15 protein-coding genes and 1 pseudogene are annotated in these 17,529 nt (G+C 69.2%); 7 read left to right on the top strand and 9 right to left on the bottom strand.

Annotated features, from left to right (window positions below; genetic code table 11):
* Positions 1-110 precede the first annotated feature (110 nt).
* The 4 genes from OG948_RS02160 to OG948_RS02145 form a co-directional block, all read right to left on the bottom strand.
* A complete protein-coding gene (locus tag OG948_RS02160) occupies positions 111-974 on the bottom strand; it encodes an alpha/beta fold hydrolase (RefSeq protein ID WP_406293337.1) in 864 nt (287 codons plus the stop codon).
* A 31-nt stretch (positions 975-1,005) separates the two neighbouring features.
* Positions 1,006-1,845 (bottom strand): IclR family transcriptional regulator C-terminal domain-containing protein, encoded by an 840-nt coding sequence (locus tag OG948_RS02155; RefSeq protein ID WP_406293336.1) that lies wholly within the window; start codon positions 1,843-1,845, stop codon positions 1,006-1,008.
* 139 nt (positions 1,846-1,984) lie between these two features.
* Positions 1,985-2,755: an alpha/beta fold hydrolase gene (locus OG948_RS02150; protein WP_406293334.1), complete on the bottom strand. Its 771-nt coding sequence runs from the start codon at positions 2,753-2,755 to the stop codon at positions 1,985-1,987.
* 149 nt (positions 2,756-2,904) lie between these two features.
* Entirely contained in the window at positions 2,905-3,729 is an 825-nt protein-coding gene (locus tag OG948_RS02145; RefSeq protein WP_406293333.1) for a helix-turn-helix domain-containing protein, read from the bottom strand.
* A 253-nt stretch (positions 3,730-3,982) separates the two neighbouring features.
* Here OG948_RS02145 and OG948_RS02140 point away from each other — a divergent pair, with 253 nt between their 5' ends.
* From OG948_RS02140 to OG948_RS02120, 5 genes are all read left to right on the top strand, one after another.
* On the top strand, positions 3,983-4,111 hold the full coding sequence (locus OG948_RS02140; protein WP_406293330.1) for a hypothetical protein: 129 nt from the start codon (positions 3,983-3,985) through the stop codon (positions 4,109-4,111).
* 291 nt (positions 4,112-4,402) lie between these two features.
* A complete protein-coding gene (locus OG948_RS02135) occupies positions 4,403-6,037 on the top strand; it encodes an ABC transporter substrate-binding protein (protein ID WP_406293328.1) in 1,635 nt (544 codons plus the stop codon).
* Positions 6,034-7,020 carry an ABC transporter permease gene (locus tag OG948_RS02130; RefSeq protein ID WP_406293325.1) on the top strand — a complete coding sequence of 329 codons (987 nt, stop codon included), beginning with the start codon at positions 6,034-6,036 and terminating at the stop codon, positions 7,018-7,020. Before OG948_RS02135 ends, OG948_RS02130 begins: the two co-directional genes overlap by 4 nt.
* Before the next feature lie 26 nt (positions 7,021-7,046).
* Positions 7,047-7,937, top strand: coding sequence for an ABC transporter permease (locus OG948_RS02125; protein WP_406293322.1), 891 nt, complete (start codon positions 7,047-7,049; stop codon positions 7,935-7,937).
* Positions 7,934-9,007, top strand: a complete 1,074-nt coding sequence (locus tag OG948_RS02120; RefSeq protein ID WP_406293319.1) for an LLM class flavin-dependent oxidoreductase — start codon at positions 7,934-7,936, stop codon at positions 9,005-9,007. The genes OG948_RS02125 and OG948_RS02120 overlap by 4 nt, the downstream gene beginning before the upstream one ends.
* A 38-nt stretch (positions 9,008-9,045) precedes the next feature.
* On the opposite strand, the gene OG948_RS02115 is transcribed toward OG948_RS02120, so the two are convergent.
* Together OG948_RS02115 and OG948_RS02110 are read right to left on the bottom strand one after the other, a co-directional pair.
* The gene (locus OG948_RS02115) at positions 9,046-10,029 is read right to left on the bottom strand and encodes an LLM class F420-dependent oxidoreductase (RefSeq protein WP_406293317.1); all 984 of its coding nucleotides are present in this window, start codon (positions 10,027-10,029) and stop codon (positions 9,046-9,048) included.
* A 669-nt stretch (positions 10,030-10,698) separates the two neighbouring features.
* Positions 10,699-11,286 carry a hypothetical protein gene (locus OG948_RS02110; protein WP_406293315.1) on the bottom strand — a complete coding sequence of 196 codons (588 nt, stop codon included), beginning with the start codon at positions 11,284-11,286 and terminating at the stop codon, positions 10,699-10,701.
* Positions 11,287-12,046: 760 nt separating this feature from the next.
* On the opposite strand from OG948_RS02110, the gene OG948_RS02105 reads away from it, so the two are divergent.
* Complete coding sequence (locus OG948_RS02105) at positions 12,047-12,673, top strand: TIGR03086 family metal-binding protein (RefSeq protein WP_406300164.1); 627 nt, start codon at positions 12,047-12,049, stop codon at positions 12,671-12,673.
* Between the two features lie 448 nt (positions 12,674-13,121).
* Positions 13,122-13,235: pseudogene (locus OG948_RS02100) on the top strand (IS5/IS1182 family transposase); the annotation flags it as partial.
* Positions 13,236-13,365: 130 nt separating this feature from the next.
* On the opposite strand, the gene ltrA reads toward OG948_RS02100, so the two are convergent.
* The 3 genes from ltrA to OG948_RS02085 all read right to left on the bottom strand — a co-directional run bounded on the left by ltrA (position 13,366) and on the right by OG948_RS02085 (position 17,198).
* On the bottom strand, positions 13,366-14,706 hold the full coding sequence (gene ltrA, locus OG948_RS02095; protein WP_406292930.1) for a group II intron reverse transcriptase/maturase: 1,341 nt from the start codon (positions 14,704-14,706) through the stop codon (positions 13,366-13,368).
* Between the two features lie 80 nt (positions 14,707-14,786).
* On the bottom strand, positions 14,787-16,538 hold the full coding sequence (locus tag OG948_RS02090; protein WP_331772768.1) for a reverse transcriptase domain-containing protein: 1,752 nt from the start codon (positions 16,536-16,538) through the stop codon (positions 14,787-14,789).
* A 495-nt stretch (positions 16,539-17,033) separates the two neighbouring features.
* Entirely contained in the window at positions 17,034-17,198 is a 165-nt protein-coding gene (locus OG948_RS02085) for a hypothetical protein (protein ID WP_331772767.1), read from the bottom strand.
* Positions 17,199-17,529 lie beyond the last annotated feature (331 nt).

The raw sequence follows: 17,529 nt of genomic DNA, 5'->3' as shown, positions 1-17,529 counted from the left end.
TGCGCACACATGTGCGCATAGTAAACGCGACGAGAGAGCGCCGGCAAGCCCCCGCGGGGCGTACCGGCGCTCGGATGTCGCCATCTGCCCGGCGAGCCCGGGCCTGCGGATCAGTCCCAGCCGGGCATGAAGGCGCGCAGGTGCCGGGCCACCGCTTCCGGCTGCTCCTCGGGCAGGAAGTGCTTGCACCGCTCGATGGGCGCGCCGGTCACACGTTCGGCGTAGCGGGTCCAGATCTCGGGTACGGGACGGTCGCCGAGGCCGCCCTGCGCGCCCCACAGGACCAGCAGGGGAGAGGTGACCACCCGTCCGGCGTCGTGATCGTGCTCGTCGGCGGCGAGGTCGGCACCGAAACCCGCGCGGTAGTCCTCCAGGGACGCGCGCAGGACGGCGGGGTTCTCGAACGCGCGCACGTACTCGGCCACGGCCGGCGCGTCGATCGCGTCCGGCAGAAACGACTGCCGCTCGAAGAAGAACCGCAGGTACGCCTCGACGTTGCCGGCGATCAACAGTTCCGGCAGGTCGGGTTGGAGGTGGAAGAACCAGTGCCACATCGCGGCGGTCGAGTGCCGGTCGAAGGAGTTCATCACCTCGCGCGTGGGCAGCACGTCCAGGAGTGCGAGGTGGTCGACGTCCCGTGGGCGGTCCAGCGCCCATCGGTGCGCGACCCGGGCGCCGCGGTCGTGCCCGACCACGGATGCCGAAGCGAAGCCCAAGTGCTCGACGAGCCCCGCGAGATCGGCCGCGGTGTCGCGCTTGTCGAAGGCTCCGGCTGCGGCGGTCGAGCGCCCGTAGCCGCGCAGATCGGGGGCCACCACCGTGTAGCGCTCGGCGAGCGGGCCCATGAGGTGGCGCCAGCAGTGGCCGGTCTGCGGCCAGCCGTGCAACAGCACGAGCAGGCGGTCCGCGGATCCGCTGCGGCGATAGAAGAGTCGGGCCGCGTCGAGGTCGGCGTAGTGGGCGGTGATCGTCATCGTGGGTCCTGTCCGACCCCGCCCGGTCCGGCTACCCGATCAGTCCGATGTCCTGACCGCGAGCGCTCGGGCGCAGGTCTGCTTCGATCTGCCTGGCGGTGTTGTTGATCGCGGGCAGGAAGTCACGCATGGACTGCGTGGTGCCCCGCCCCGCGAACATGGACACGTTGAGTGCGGCGACGACCCGGCCCGAGGCGTCGTGGATGGGCACGGCCACCGAGCGGGAGCCGTCGTCGAGTTCCTGGTCGACTATTCCCCAGCCCTGGGCCCTGGTCCGCTCGACGAGCGAACGCAGTTTCGCCGGGTCGGTCACCGTGCGCCGGGTGAACGGCTCCAGGGTCACCCGGGCGAGATAGTCCTCGAAGGCGTCGCCGTCCAGTCCGGCGAGCAGGATCCGGCCCATCGAGGTGGCGTAGGCCGGGAACCGGCTTCCCACCATGATCGGAACGCTCATCAGTCGCTTGGTCGGCACCCGCGCGACGAAGACCACCTCGTCGCCGTCGAGCACACCGAGCGAGCAACTCTCGTGGACCTCGGCGACGAGTTGCTCCATGTGCGGGAGCGCCACGTCGGGCAGGCTCAGGCTGGAGAGATAGGCGTAGCCGAGTTCGAGGACGCGCGGTCGGAGCGCGTAGAGCCGGCCGTCGGTGACCACGTAGCCCAAGTCGACCAACGTGAGCAGGAAACGCCGTGCCGCGGCCCGATCGAGGCCGGTGATCTTCGCGACCTCGGTCGAGGTCAGGTTCGGCCGGCTCTCGTCGAAGGCCTTGATGATCGACAGACCGCGTTCGAGCGACTGGACGAAGTAGGCCGGACGCTTGGCGTCCTTGCCTTCGCGTTCCGTACCGTCCGCGTCGTCGATACGCGCCACCGACTCCACACTCCCCTGTTCCCGGGCCCCACCGGGCCGCTGTGGTCCGCGTTCGCGTGCGGTCACGCGGCGGAGCCCTCAGCATAGGACGCCGAAGCAGGCGACCGGACGGCCGCCCACGCGCGTCGGCCACGGCGTTTCAGCTCGCCCGGTCGAAGCGTCGCACCTCGTCGACCAGCAGCGCGGCCAACTCGCCCGGAACGCTCAACATCGGCGAGTGCGCGCTGTCGAGGGTGTGCACCCGCCCGGCCCGGCGGGCCAGCGCGCGCTGCGCCTCGGGCGAGATGGCCGCGTCCCGGGCGCAGACGATGTACGTGGACGGAATCCGCCGCCAGGCCGCCGCGCCCACCGGCACGGTGACCGTGCGCACGTGCTCGGGCGTCAACTCGGCGAGCGCCGTGCGGATCCGCGCCGCGGAGCAGTCGCCGTAGAACATCCCCGGCGCGGCGGACGGCGGCACCCGCAGGTAGTCGCCGTCGACGACCGCCCGCAGGCCCTGCCGCTCCGACTCGGGGGCGGGGGTGTTGACGTCGGCGCACGACTCGCCCACATCGAGTTGGAACGCGGCGAGGTAGATCAGACCGACCACGTTGCTCGAGTCGGCTGCGGCCTCGGTGAGCACGGCGCCACCGTAGGAATGCGCGCACACCACCAACGGCCCCGGCAAGGCCGCCAGTTCGGACCGCAGGAAGCGGACGTGGCCGGCCAGGTCGTGCCCGCCGGGCGCGCGTCCCACGCCGGGCAACTGCACGACGGCGACCGGAACGCCGGCCTCGGCCAGGTACGGCAGCAGCGGGTCCCACCCCGCCTTCCCATGCCAGGCACCGTGGACGAGCACCAGAGTGGGCGCGGGGTCGAGTCTCGCGACGGAGCCCGCAGGCGCGCTGTTGGGGGAATGCGTGTCGGACATGGCGGTCCCGATCGTCTCGTCGATGGCCGGCGCACGGCGGGGCGTGCCGTTCCGCCGCGATCGCCGAAGTGGGACGCGTCGATCCGACGATGGCGGCCGCATGCCGCTCGCCCACTGACCGGCACGTTACCAGAGCGCACACATGTGCACTATGCGCACATCGCCGCATCGTCCGTTGTCGGAAGGAAGGTGAGGATCAGCGCCTCGGGAGCGTCCGCCGGCCGCATCGCCCGCACCGCGAACCGCGCCCGGCCCCACGACCCGCGCACCCCGACCTCGCGGGCCGTGAGCGAGGCGACCCCGCGGCACTCCCACCACGCGTCCAACTCCGGGACGTCCCCCCGCAGCAGGTCCAGCACCTCGCGCACCCGGGCGTCCCCCGGCCGGCGACCCACGCGCTCTCGGAACTGGGCCAACACCGCGCGCGCGTACGGCTCCCAGTCCTCCAGCGCGGCTCTGGTCGGCGGGTGCGCCACGGTCAGCCACATCAGGTTGCGGCGCTCGACCGGCACCTCCGCGGGATCGGGCCAGTACCGCGGATACGCGGCGTTCCAGGCCAGCACGTCCATACGTTGGTCCATCAGCAGCGTCGGCGCCCCCGCGAACGCGTCCAGCAGCGGACGCAGCACCGAGATCCGATCCGTCGAGAGCGTCTCGTCGGGCTCCCCGGCATGCAGGCCCGCGAGTTCGAGCAGGTGCCGGTACCCGTCCGCGTCCAGGCCCAGGGTGCGCGCCAACGCGTCCAGGACCTGTCGCGAGGCGTCCACGCGTCCTTGCTCCAGCCAGACGTACCAGGTCAGGCCCACGCCGGAGAGCACCGCCACCTCCTCGCGGCGCAGTCCGGGCGTCCGCCGCCGGGTGCCGGCGGGAAGCCCCACGTCCTCGGGCCGGATCTGCGCCCGGTGCGCGCGCAGGAAGGCACCCAACTCGCGACGTCCGGGATTCGGGGCCGCATTCGGCTCCAGGGTTGTCATCGGGCACCGCTTCCTTGTCGTTGGGCGGGAAACCGGACGCGGCAGCCGGTTGTTCCGCCGTTCGCCGCCCCCACTCGGCACGCGATCTCGCGGCGCGGGCTCCTCGCGCGAGGCTGTGAGTGGGGGTAACACCATAAACCGGCCCCTGGCTGTGGTCCCGGTGATGCCACAGGCTCTGCGCCGAGACCCGTCGAGACCCGGCAGGCCGCCGGATGCGGCCGGTCGACTCGATTGATGCCGCGAGGAGACGTCGATGCACCCGACACGCCGGAGCGCCCTGTGCGGCGCGCGTGTCGCGGTGCCCTTCCACGCCCGGCGGCACATCGACCTCCTGCGCGTATGCAGCGCCGGTTGTCGACGCTCGACCCACCCGGCGGTCTGACGCCGCCGACATCCCGGCCCACTCGGCCGGCCGGCTGCCGACGACATCCCGCGCGACACCGCCCGCACGTTGTCGTCGACCCACCTTCGGGGATCGGGTCGCCCCGCGCCGGGTCCGGCCGTCCCCGCCTTTCCTCCCGAGACCTCCCGAGACCTTCCGGGACCTTCCGAACGGAACCACGCCATGCCGCCCACCCAGTTCCCGCCCTTCGTCCGAACCCGCTCGCGCTCCGGTCCCCTTCCCGGGCTCCTCCGATCGCCCCGACCCGCCCGCCGGCGCCGTGTGCTCGCGGTGGCGGCCTCGTTCCTGCTGGCGTTGGGTACGGCCGCCTGCTCGGCCGACGCGTCTTCGGGCGGATCCGCCGCGAACGACGCCTCCGGCCCGCCGACGCGGGGCGGCACCCTGACCTATGCCGCGAGCATCGAGCCCGACTGCTTCGATCCGCACGTGAGCATGGCCGACATCACCGCCGTGCTGATGCGCAACGTCTTCGACTCGCTCGTCTCCGAGACGTCCGACGGCACCTTCAAACCGTGGCTGGCGAGCGAGTGGAAGGTCTCACCCGACAGTCTGTCGTACACCTTCACACTGCGGGAGAACGTGCTGTTCAGCGACGGGTCGCCGCTCGACGCGACCGCGGTGAAGGCCAACCTCGACCGGATCGCGGCCCCGGAGACCAAGTCGCTGTACGCACGCCAACTCCTCGGGCCCTACGCGGGGACCGACGTGGTCGACGCGCGCACCGCGGTGGTCCGACTGCGGGAGCCGTACGCGCCGTTCCTGCACGGGATCTCCACGACCTACCTGGGCCTGCGCTCGCCCGCCACGTTCGCCGGCGGCGCGGGCGACCAACTGTGCGCGGGCGGAACCGGCCAGGTGGGCAGCGGCCCGTTCACCTTCACCTCGTACACCAAGGGGCAGCAGGCGGTCTTCGCCCGCAACCAGGCGTACGCGTGGGGACCGGCGGACGCCGCGCACACCGGACCCGCCTACCTGGACAAGCTCGTCGTGCGCTTCCTGCCGCAGGACGCGGTCCGGGTGGGTGCGGTCACCTCCGGACAGGTCGACGTCGCGGAGAAGATCCCCGCCGCCAACCTCCAAGCCCTCGGCGCCGATCGCACCGTCCAACTCCTGCGCAAGGACGCGCCGGGCGTCGGCTACACGTGGTTCTTCAACACCTCGTCGCCGCCCTTCGACGACAGCCGAACCCGGCTGGCCGTGCGCGCCGCCGTGGACCTCGAACACATCGTCAAGGCGGTGTACTTCAACCAGTACAAGCAGGCCTTCAGCGTGCTCAGCCCCTCCACCCCGGGCTACGACCCGGCGACCTCCAACGCCCCCGCGTACGACCGGGCGACCGCCGATCGGCTGTTGGACGAGGCGGGGTGGTCGGCCCGGGACTCGGCCGGCTTCCGCACCAAGGACGGCCGACGGTTCGCGGTCGATCTGCTCTTCCAGCCCGAATACACCAGCGCCGACCGCACCAGCCTGGACACCGCCCTCCAGGCCGACCTGAAGAAGGTCGGCATCGAACTGCGCCTGGTGCCCCTGCACAACGCCGAATACACACCCAAGCGCAACCGGGGCGAATACCACATGGTGGGCTTCGCATGGGGTGGCGCCGAACCCGACCTGCTGCGCGTGCTGTTCGCCTCCGACAACCAGTTCACCGACGGCGGGGCCAACGCGACGCGCCTGCGCGACCCGCAGATCGACGAATGGCTCACCCGGGCCTCGACGGCCTCGGACCTCGAGACGCGCAAGGGGCTGTACGCCCAGGTCCAACAAAAGCTGGCCCGCGAGGGCCTCGTCCTGCCCACGGCGGTCCTGTCGAAGGACATCGCCGCCCGCCGCGGCGTCCACGGGCTCCGGCTCGACGCGAACGCGTGGCCGCTGTTCCTGGACGCGTGGGTGGAGCGGCGTTGACCCCCACCCGCCGGCCCCCTCGGCCCGGCGGCCCGCTCCGCGCCGCGGCACGCCTGGCCGGGCCGACCCGCTTCCTCGCCCGAAGGATCCCCGGCATCGTGGGGGTGATGTGGGCCGCCGCCACGCTGGCCTTCGTGACCGTCCAACTGCTGCCCGGCGACCCGGTGGACGCGATCCTGGGACCGGGCGCCGTCGCCGACGCCGACCTGCGTGATCGCATCCGTCGCGAATACGGGTTGGACCGCTCGCCGTTGGAGCAATACCTGACGTGGCTGAGCCGACTGGTCACCGGCGACCTCGGCCGCTCGTTCCGGTTGCAACTTCCCGTCCGGCGGGTGCTGTCCGATCAGATCGGGCCGACCGCGCAACTGGCCGCGGCGGCGACCGCGGCGGCGGTGGTCGTCGCGCTGCTCACCGCGACGGCCACCGCCGGTCGTGGGCGCGTCGCCCGCGGCATCGCGTCGGGGCTGGAACTGGTCGCGGTGTCCGTCCCCTCGTTCTGGCTCGGCCTGGTCGCGTTGACGTTCCTGTCCTTTCGCCATCACATCTTCCCCGTGGCCGGCGATCAGGGGCTGATGGCACTGGTCCTGCCCGCGGCGACATTGGCTCTGCCGATTGCCGGGGTGCTCGCGCAGGTCCTGCGCGACGGCCTCGAAGAGACCCTGAACGAACCGTTCGTGACCGCTCTCCGGGCTCGCGGAGCGGGTCGGATCCGGGTGCTGTGCCAGGCGCTTCGGGTCACCGCGGGCCCCTTCCTCACGCTTGCCGGATGGGTCGTCGGCAGCCTGTTCGGCGGTGCGGTACTCACCGAGACCGTCTTCGGCCGCCCCGGCCTGGGACGCGTGATGCTGGACGCGGCGCTCAGCCGCGACGTACCCGTGATCACCGCCGTGATGCTGCTGGTCGCCGGCGTGTTCGTGGTGGTCAACACCACCGTGGACGTGTTGTGCGTGGCACTGGATCCCCGGCTGCGGGAGGAGTGAGGACCGTGTTCGCTTTCCTACGACCGGTGTCGACGTTCATCCGGGCGGGATTCGCCGTCCTGCGGCCGATCTTCGCGCGCCTGCGGGCGATCCCGCAACCGTCGCGGGACGTGCGCCCGCGTCTCGGGCCGACCCTCGCCGCCTTGGTCCTGGGCCTGTTCGTCGTGGCCGCGCTCATGCCCGATCTCATCGCCACCCGGTCGCCGGACGCCACCGATCCGGTGTCGGCCCTGCAACCACCCGGCGGCGCGCACTGGTTCGGCACCGATCAACTCGGCCGCGACGTGTTCTCGCGTGTGGTGCACGGCGCCCGCGCGTCGTTGAGCGTCGGCGTGGGCGCCACGCTCGCGGCCACGACCGCCGGCGTCCTGCTCGGTCTCGCCGCCGCGTTCGGCGGGCGAGTCGGCGACGCCGTACTCATGCGCGCGCTCGACACCCTCCTGGCCCTCCCCGAGATGCTGGTCGCCCTGCTCGTGGTCACCATCGTCGGTCCGGGAACCGGCAACGTCCTGCTGGCGATCGCCGTCGCCGGGGTGCCCGGATACGCCCGGATGACCCGATCACGCGCGCGGATCGTACGGCGTGCCGACTACGTCGAGGCGGCGGTCGGCTCGGGCGTGTCCCGCCCGGCCCTGCTGCTGCGCCACGTCCTGCCCAACGCGATCGGCCCGGTACTGGTCCTGGCCACCATCGGTACGGGCACCGCCATCGTCTCCGGGGCCGCCCTGAGCTTCCTCGGCCTCGGACCCCGACCACCCGCCTCCGAATGGGGGGCGATGCTGGCCTCCGGCCAGGATTTCCTCCAGATCGCCTGGTGGACCTCGGTGTTCCCGGGCGCCGCCATCGCCGCGACGGTGATGTCGATCACCGTGCTGGGCCGCCACCTGCAAACCCATCACACGAAGGACACGAAATGACGCTGCACCTGCGCGGAGGTGTCCGTGCGGCGCCCGTACCGGGCACGACCCCGCACGAACGCGCGGCCCTGCGCTTCGTCGCCGACCCGCCCGCCCGCGACGCCGACCCGGAGCACGTCGTGCGCACCGCGCGCGAGGCCGAGGAGGCCGGCCTGGACAGTGTCCTCGTCACCCAGTCCGCGACCTGGCCCGACCCGTGGCTGGTCGCCGGATGGGCGCTGGCCGCGACCCGGCGACTGCACGTCACGGTGGCGCACCGGGTGGGGACCACCGCCCCCACTGCCGCCGCCCGCGCACTGGCCACCCTGGATCGTCTCTCGGCCGGTCGAGCCGGCGTCCACGTGATCATCGGCTCGAGCGATGCGGACCTGCGGCGAGACGGTGATTTCCTGCCGAAGGCCGAGCGCTATCGACGAGCCGACGAATACCTCGCCGTCTTCACCCGCACGCTGTCCGCGCGCGAACCCTTCGACTTCGACGGTGAGTTCTACCGGGTCCGCGAAGCCTGGTCGGGCCTGCGCGCCGTGCGACGCCCGCGGCCCGAACTGTCCTTCGGCGGCTCGTCACACGACGGCGTGGCACTTGCCGGCAGGTACGCGGACGTCTACGGGCTCGCGATCCGCCCCTACCAGGAGACCGCGACCCTGGTCGCCCGGGCCCGCGCCGAAGCCGCGTCGCACGGCCGGGAGTTGCGGTTCTGGCGGCACGGCACGTACGTGTTGGCCGCCTCCGAGCAGCAGGCGCGAGCCCGGGCCGAGGACATCGTCGCTCGGGCCCGTGCCCACGCCGAACGCGAGGGGCCGGAGGCGTTCGCCGGGTCGGTGCAGGTCCTGCGCGACCGCGAGGCGACCGGTGGTGTCGCCGATCCGGACGACGTGGCCGTGCGGGTGCGGGCCAACCTCGACGCCGCGTTCGTGGGCACGCCCGAGTCGGCCGCCGCCGCGGCGCTGCGCTTCCACCACCTGGGCATCGACATCCTCCAGGTCTCGACGCCCCTGGAGAGCGAGGAGGATCGAGCGCTGCACCGCGAACTGATCGCGCGATTGCGCGCGGGTGCCGCGGCCGGCTGAGCCTTCGGCCCCGCACCGCGCCCCGGCGCGCCTTCGCCTCAAGCCCCGGGCGAGAGCGCGCGCAGGACAGCGGTCAGCGCCGCCGGATCACGCGTCGTCTCCGGTGTGGGCGCGAGGTAGACGAGCAGCCCGGTGACACCGGGCCGAACGAAGGTCGACAGCCGGGCCCGGCACTCCTCGGGGCTGCCGTGCACCCACAGGGCGTCGACGACATGGTCGGGCAGCGCCGCGCCCGCGCCCCGCCGATCCCCCTCGTCCCATCGACGGTGCGCGGCGGCCAGGTCCGGCCCGCGTCCCAACCAGTCGTGAAATGCTCGGTAGGGCGGTTGGTTGAGGATCCAGCCCAGGAACTCCCGTCCGCGAGCCCGCGCGTACCGGGCGTCGTCGGTCGGGCAGACGAACACCTTGACGACCAGTTCCTTGCCGACCGGCTGCGGGCCGACGGCCGCCACGATCCGAGGCACGTCCGCCGCCGACAACACGTTGGTGATCGCACCGTCCCCCTCGCTGAACGCGAGGCGCAACATGCCCGGCCGCAGGGCGCCGACGACGACCTTGGGACGTACGACAGGCACGCGCGCGAGGCCGAATCCGTCGACTTCCAAGGTCTCGTACCGCTCCCGCACCATTTCGCCCGCCAGCACGCGGGAGAGAAATCGCAGCATGTCGCGCACGTGGGCGTACGGGCGGCCGTGGGCCAGCCCGTTGATGGCGGTGACATGCGCGGGCACCGACGAGCCGATGCCGAGCAGGACCTGGCTGCCCGTCAACTCGGCAAGTGTCGCGGCCGTCTGCGCGAGTACGGCCGGACCCCGCGTCTGCACGGGCACGATCCCGGTACCCAGGCGCAGTTCCGGCGCCCAGGCCCCGGCCGCGGCGAGCGGAGTGAACGCGTCCGCGCCGCCACCTTCGCCCGTCCACACGTCGGTCCATCCCAGTTCGGACAATCCGGCGACCAGTGCGCGATGTCCGCGGAGCGGCAACTCGGGCAACGGCAGCGTGATTCCCCACGTCACGGTCATTTTCGATGGCACCTCTCGTCGTCGTCGACACCCCGTACCGTCGTGGCCGACGGGCGCCGCGCGGGCGACCCCCGCCCGGCGCACCTGCCAGCGTGCCGCGCGCCGGCATCCGCAGCCAGGAGCCGATCCATCGTGTTACCCCAACTCACAGCATGGCGCAGTCGATGCGTGCCTGACAGTCGACGAGGGTGGTGTCGGTGCTGCCGACGAAGTGGAATTCGTTGCCGCGGGCGGCGTTGACGATGGTGTTGTGGACGCACCACGAGAACGGCTTGGGCGAGCTGCCGTCCTCTCGCCGGCGACACCAACGGCGACGGGCGCGGCGACATCACCGCCTTCTACGACCACGGAACCGGCCGCCGGGCCGCCTTCACCTTCACCGCCACACCCGACGGCACCTTCGCCGTTCCCACCCCCGAGAACTGGGAGATACCACCCGGCATCCGGTCGCCCACAGCATCGTCGACACCACGGCTCGCCCCACCCTCCGCGCCGGAATTCACCGCGCGGCTCTGTGCCATGGGTCGGTTCCAGGCCCACCCCCCGCGAAATCCCCATAGCCACAACCCGAAACCACCACCGAACCCGCCGGATTCTCAACCGGCGGACGAATCCGACGCGCCACCAACCCAACCAACCCACCGCCGAGATGCTTCGCCACAGCAGCGGTCAGGTTGCCCGGCAAGGTCCGTTGTCGACCCGTGCGTGGATGAGGTCGTGGTGCGAGGTCCGACCCTCCGGCGCGTTGGGTATTTGTATCGGGACATCCGCGGGATCGCGTCCACCGTTCTCCACGGTCAGACACACCGCGTAGCGCCCGTTGTCCGTCGCGATCGTGAACCGCGCGGCCACCGTCGTCCCCGAGACACCTTCGATCCGCAAAGCCGGCCGCGAACCGTTCGGCGAATCGAGTCTGGTCCCCACAAGTGTGTTGTAGTCGATCGACCCGGCGAACCCTTCCAGCACCGACCCACTCGACAGCTCCGCCGCGAACTTGTCCGCCGCCGATCGGACGGAGTCCCGATCCCACGTCGACCGATCGTGCAGGTTCACCATCAATAGGCCCATCCCGAAACCGCACAGCGCGGTCAGGATTCCGCCGACCTGACCCTTTCCGAACGACTTCCCCCAGCGTGGCGCGGCCGCCGCGCCGTCACCCGGGCCGGCGAACCTTCGGTACAGCCAAGGAATATCGATCACGCTCAGCAGGAACGCCAAGCCACCGAGCCCGAAAAAGTAGACGGCCGATCCAGGCATGCCACTTCCCCCGTTCGCCGCTTCGAGCACCTCGCCGGCTGCGCCCGAAGGTACACCCCCACCGGACGCAGCCGGCACAGTGTGACCCCTGCGCGGGATCCGGGTGGGGTCGGTACGCGTGCCGGGCGATCAGCGCGTCCGCCGGAGCAGGCCGGGCCGCGACGACGTGACAGTCATCGGGCCGACCGTCGCACGCATCGACTGCGGAGCACCACTGTGGGTGGTGACCGGCCCGCACCAGCGCGGCCTCGATCCTGCGGGTCGCCCAGCCATCGCAGACGATCGGGAACAACCCGCGGCGGTTCTCGAGGTGTTGCCTCGGCATGTTCGTTGGGTTCGTTGCGGGCACCAGGCAACCGCGGTGATCCGGCGTCGGGTGCGGGGCCGGTGCCGTGTCGTTTGTGCCGCCCTCCTCGGGCGGAATGCCGCATGCCCTTACCGGACCAGGGCGGTTGTGGCCGCCGGCGACTTCGGGAGTGAGCCGGGGGCTCGGGCGCGGGGCGGACGGCGACCCCACGCGCGTCGACGCTGTCGTCGAGATGCTCGGCGATGATCCGGGATGGCGAGCCGCACGTGCAGACCGCGCTTCATCGCCGTGGCGCCCGCCGTACGCACAACGCGCTTCGTCGCCGAGGTGTTCGGGGTCTCTTCGTGGCAGGTCACCGCGTGAGGACCTGTCGGGACTCGGCCGAACGCGGTGACCGATAGCCGCCGGCCAGGGCCACCGGCGCGTGCCAGGCTTTGTGTCGTGATCGGTTCCATGGAGGCACTCGTCGATCGGTTCGTTCGCTCCAGCCGGGATTTCGAACGGAGGTTGAGTACGGTACGTTCCGCGCAGTGGGCGTGGCCGACTCCCTGCACGGAGTGGGACGTGCGCGCGTTGGTGAATCACATGACCAGGGGGAATCTCAACTACATACGCCTGCTCCAGGGCGGCACCGCCGAGGAATTCATGCGGCTGCGTGATGTCGACGCGTTGGGCGCGGATCCGGTGGGCGCCTACGTCCGCTCCGCTCAGGAGTGCGCCGAGGCCTTCGCGCGGCCCGGGGTCGCGGGATGTCGGCTGGACTATCCCCTGGGGCGGATGGGCGCCCCTCAGGCGCTTGCCGTCCGGATCGCCGACAGCACGATCCACACGTGGGATCTCGCCCGAGCGGTAGGCGCCGACGACGAGTTGGACGCCGACATGGTCGTGTGGATCGGCGACCACATCGACGGCATCTACGCCGGTCTGGCCGAGGGTCCCACCGACGTCGACTCGACGCACCGATTCTTCGCCGCGCCGGGGGGAGCACCCGGTGAGCGGACGTCACGGCAGGATCTGCTGTTGCTGCGCATGGGCAGGAAGCCCGGAACAACACCCGCGGCCGGCGAACCCTCTCCGTAAGTCGTCGATGTCGCGGGATGCGACACGGTGGCCGACCGGCCGAACGCCGCAGAGCGGAACGGCCCTGGCATACGACCCGGTGCCGTCGACCCGGACCGCTCACCCGACTGCGGCACCACCGCAAGCGGGAACGCCACGCAGGAGCTGTGACGGCCCGCGCCGGCGGTTCGCGAAGTCCCGCCGAACCGTCCGGAATTCTCACCGATCGGTGGAACGTCACCTGCGACGGCAGGACCACCACATCCGAACCAGGCGTCTGGCCCAGGACCCGCCCGGCCGATCGCCGCGAACGCTGCGGGCTGCTCTGGTCACCGTGTGCGATCTGTCGTCCATGGCACCCACGCACCGGCCACAGGCCGGCGCCCGGCCCCGACCGAAGCGCTTCGAGAGCCCGGGATGTTCTTCCTCGACGAAGCCCGATGCAATTGTTGGGTCGTGCACGAGGGGGCGCCGCAAACGCGGCCACAAGGGCGGTCGACCGCCCGCGTTCGACCGCGAGGACTACAAGGCACGCCACGCGGTCGAGTGCGGTATCAACCGCCTCAAGCGAAACCGGGCCGTCGGTGAGGTCGACTCAGGGCGCCCTGCTGGTGTTTCCACCAGAGGGTTTCCCCGAGCCGCCTCCCGAACCCGGCGTGCCCGTCTCCGGGCACCGGGCTCTCCACAAATCCCGTTTCGGGGTGTTCAGTTCCTCATGCCGTAGTGGACCACGGGGCCGGAATGAGTGTTCCCCGGTATCGGTATCTGGTCGTGCTTACCTTTGCCGGGTTAAACAGTTCCGCTTCCTCCGTGGCAGGCCACCAGCCACCGCCGTAATAGCGTCGGCGGAGCTGCTTCCAAGTGATCCCGGGATGCTTGCGTCGGATCCATCGTGTCACCCTCATCCACGTATAGTGACTGAGGTAACAGAAAGCGACGTTCGACACTCCGGGGCGGAAGTACGCGCACCATCCTCGCAACACCGAATTCAGCCGGTGGAGTAAGGACTCCAGCGACAAGCCGACGTTCTGCCGTCCGGTCAATTCTTTCACCTTGCCCGTCGCGGAACGCACTGATCTCCGTGCGGGATAGGTGTAGATGTACTGCCGGTCAGTGCCCAGCTTACGGTGACGCTGGATGCGCCATCCGAGAAAATCCAGGCCCTCGTCAATGTGCGTGATCCTTGTCTTTTCCACCGACAGGCGAAGGCCCATTGGCTTCAACGCCTCCGCGACCTCATCGCGTAATTCCTCGGCATGCTCACGGCGCCCGAAGACGAGCATGAGGAAGTCATCCGCATACCGGACCAGCCGGTAGTTGGACAATCCCCGACGCCGTCTCCTGCGCCGATCCTCGGAGGTGCTGTCAGGTCCTCCGGGGGCCTGGGCGATGTGCTCGTCCAGGACCGAGAGCGCGATGTTGGCCAGCAGCGGCGACAGGATCCCGCCCTGCGGGGTTCCAGTGCGTGTGTCCGTGAAGGCTCCGTCCCGGGACAAGATCCCAGACTTCAAGAACGCCTTCACCAAAGACAGCACCCGCTTGTCCCCGATTCGATTCCCCACCCGTTCCATGAGAGCCGGGTGCGAGATCTCGTCGAAGCACGCCGTGATGTCGCCCTCCACCACCCACTCATATCCGTGGCTGGCGAGATAGCGAGTCTCGGCGATCGCGTCATGAGCCCGGCGGTTCGGGCGGAACCCATAGGAACACGGGAGGAAATCCGCTTCGAACACCGGCTCCAGCACCAGTTTCAAGGACGCCTGGACCACCCGGTCCGCCACGGTCGGAATCCCAAGACGACGAAGCTTGCCGTTCGCCTTGGGAATCATCCGCTCACGGACGGGAACCGGTCGGAAGCTGCGATCTCTCATCTGAGTGCGCAGCCTGCCGAGAAACATCTCGACTCCCTGCCCGGCCTCGATGGAGCGTGCGGTCTTCCCGTCCACTCCGGCCGTGCGGGCACCCTTGTTTCCCCGGACTCGGTCCCACGCCACCAACAGGAAGGCGGGGTCGGCCAACACCGGTAGGCCGCCGGCGAGGTGCCGTGTCACCACGGTCCTGCTCCGGCGGCCCCCGGTCCGAACCACGCGGGCACCTTTCGGTGCACGTAGCTCTCCAGCGACTACTCCGTGAATTACGCGGTTGGTTGCCCCTCATGGATGGCCTCATGACAGCGGGTGCAGACCACGAGGGTCTTTCTTCGCTTCTTGGCCATGTGTTGCGCCCACGGGTGCTGTGGTCGTCCGGGCTCGGTGAGGTCGGTGAGTTTTCGGACCTGGTGCACTTCCACCTGATCTTTCCGCTCACATAGTTCACACTTGCCGATGCGGAGCCGTGTGATCAGCTCTTTGCGGGCAACGGGCCGGACTACCGGGCGGTCTTGTAGCACCGCCTTCTTCTGCCGCTTCAGCGGGGTTTCGCCGAACCTTCCGACCAGTGGTTTCCTGCCTGCCCGTTGGACGCTGGCCTCGTAGCATGTCCGTGGTCCATCCGGTGTCGAGATCTTGGCCTTGTATTTGCGAGCCATCGCCGACACCGTCGAACGATGCTTGGCGGCAAGTGTCTTGAGCATCGAGGTCTGTGCGACCCATTTGAACCGGCTCAGTCTCCAGACGTCACCGGCCAGCAGGTAGTACTGGACGAGCCCCCTGTATTCCGCCCCGTATGTGCTGACGATCGTGAGGTCGTCACGATTGAACAACTCGGAGCGGCGCTCGGGTTTTCCGTGCTTCAGGTAGGGGACGCACTTGGCCTTGATCACTTGCCGTGGGACACGCAGTGCGACGCTGCCGTTGACAGACGGGCGGGTCGCGCTGTGCTGGACAGTGATCTCGTAGCCGAGGAAAGACGCTGCTCGGGTTCGGGCTTGCGTGACCAGCGTCTTGTCCGGGTTCAGTTCCAACTTGAGGTCGTCTCGAAGGAACTGCGCCAGACGCTGTTTGATCTCTTCGGCTTCGGCCTTCGGTCCGGCGAATCCGAGGAGGGTGTCGTCGGCGTACCGGCAGTAGCGGAGTCGCCTGTAGCCCGGATCCTGAGGATCCCTGCTGGGCGTTCCCCGCAACTGCTCACGCAACTCGCGTGCCGCGGTCGTATGGCCGCGTCTTCGAGCGCGCACCGCCGCCATTCGCACCCTTGCATAGGCAGGATTGAGTGCCCTGCTCGCTCCTCGGGTGTACTGCGGAATCAAAACTGTTTCGACGAACTTGTCCAACCGATCCAAGTAAATATTGGAGAGGATCGGCGAAACGACACCGCCCTGTGGAGCCCCGCTGAGCGTTGCGTTCCATACCCAATCCTCCAGATATCCGGCTTGCAGCATCTGTTTGATCAGCCGGAGGAGCCGGTTGTCGTGGATTCTCTCCGCCAGCGTCGAGAGCATGACCTCGTGGTCAAGGCTCCCGAAACAGTCTGAGATATCACCCTCGATGAACCATGCCGTGCCGGTCCAAAGGTCTGCCACTTCGCTGAGCGCAGTGTGACAACCCCTGCCGGGACGGAAACCGTGTGAGTGGTCGGAAAACCGTGGCTCATAATATGCCTCCAGTAAGAGGCGGATTACTTCACCGACGAGCTTATCCGACCACGGAGGAAGGCCGAGCGGCCTCTGCTTCCCATTCTTTTTCGGGATGTAGATGCGTTTTGCCGGCTTGAACCGGAAGCGCTCGTGACGCAGAGCATCGATGATGCCTTCGATCTTCGCCAGCGACATGCCATCTGCGGTTTCTCCATCGACCCCGGGCGTCATGGCTCCATGGTTGGAGTACAGGCGCCCGTAGGCCATCAAATACATCTGCGGGTTGAACAGTTGACGGAACATTTCATTGCACGGCAGGCCACGCCTACCGCGATCACGGAGGATACCCAGTACTGTTTCGGCGCTCTGCATTTCGCATGCCTCCCAGTCTTCGAATATCCGATCACCTGGCCCCCTTGGCCCTGCGGACGGCCTTCCCGTCCCCCTTGGTAGGGCGTTACTCCTACGACTACTACGGGGCCTCTGTCACCTTAGGACTCGCGTCCCTTAGGCGATCCCACGTTCGTCCCTGTCATACGTAATAGTGCGACTTAGGATCCTCATTCATCTCCTTGAATGCCCTCGTTGGGCATCGCTCCACATCCCGGAGGATGCATCGGCCACCTCGTAATGCCGATGCAGGTTGTGGCGCCGGTATCAGGCGCGATTTCCGGCGGGCGTGTTCTTGCACCATCTGGAGATTGAGGTCTAGGCAATCAAGCTTTATCCATATCGCGCGGGTCCCGCAACGCCTCGTTTCATGCGCCTGAACACGAGCGTTACTTTTCTGGCATGCTATTGTTCCCTGCACCTTTCGGATTCAGGTTAGCCATCGGACCCAGGAACCTTCCTCCGAGTTCCTCCCGGCTAAACCGGGGATATGACAGGGCGCTTTCGTGGCGCAGCGAGGTTGAACAGGTCGTCGAACCTGCGATGAGAATCATCAGCAGCCCAACGGTGCAGCTTGGTCTGGATCTCCAGTACCCGGCGTTCGGCCTTCATCAAGGCCCATTCCAGCTCGTCGGTATTCACCGGCGACAACCTCCTGGCATTCCAGTGTCCTTACTGCTGACTTGCTGGCTCCCTTCCCCATGTGGCCGGCTCTCCCGGCCTCGGAGTACTACGGAACCTCCGTCCTGCCCGACGGCCATGAGCCGGCGATGAGCCTGCCCCCGATCGGACTGGATGCCCGACGCAAGGGCGACCGCGGACAGTTCCCACGTTCACCACGAAATCGATCGACGGGTGAGATGCCCAGCTCTACCCCGGCAGCATCGCCACGCTTACGCCGCAGGCTTTCGGCGTGGCCTCCCCACCGATAAGTCGAGTCGGCTTCGGAGTCGACCACCGACGAGCGCTGGTG

The organism is Embleya sp. NBC_00888 (assembly GCF_045207655.1).
Lineage (GTDB): Bacteria > Actinomycetota > Actinomycetes > Streptomycetales > Streptomycetaceae > Embleya.
The sequence above is the reverse complement of the archived record's forward strand: the minus strand, read 5'-3'. Positions and strand labels throughout refer to the sequence as shown.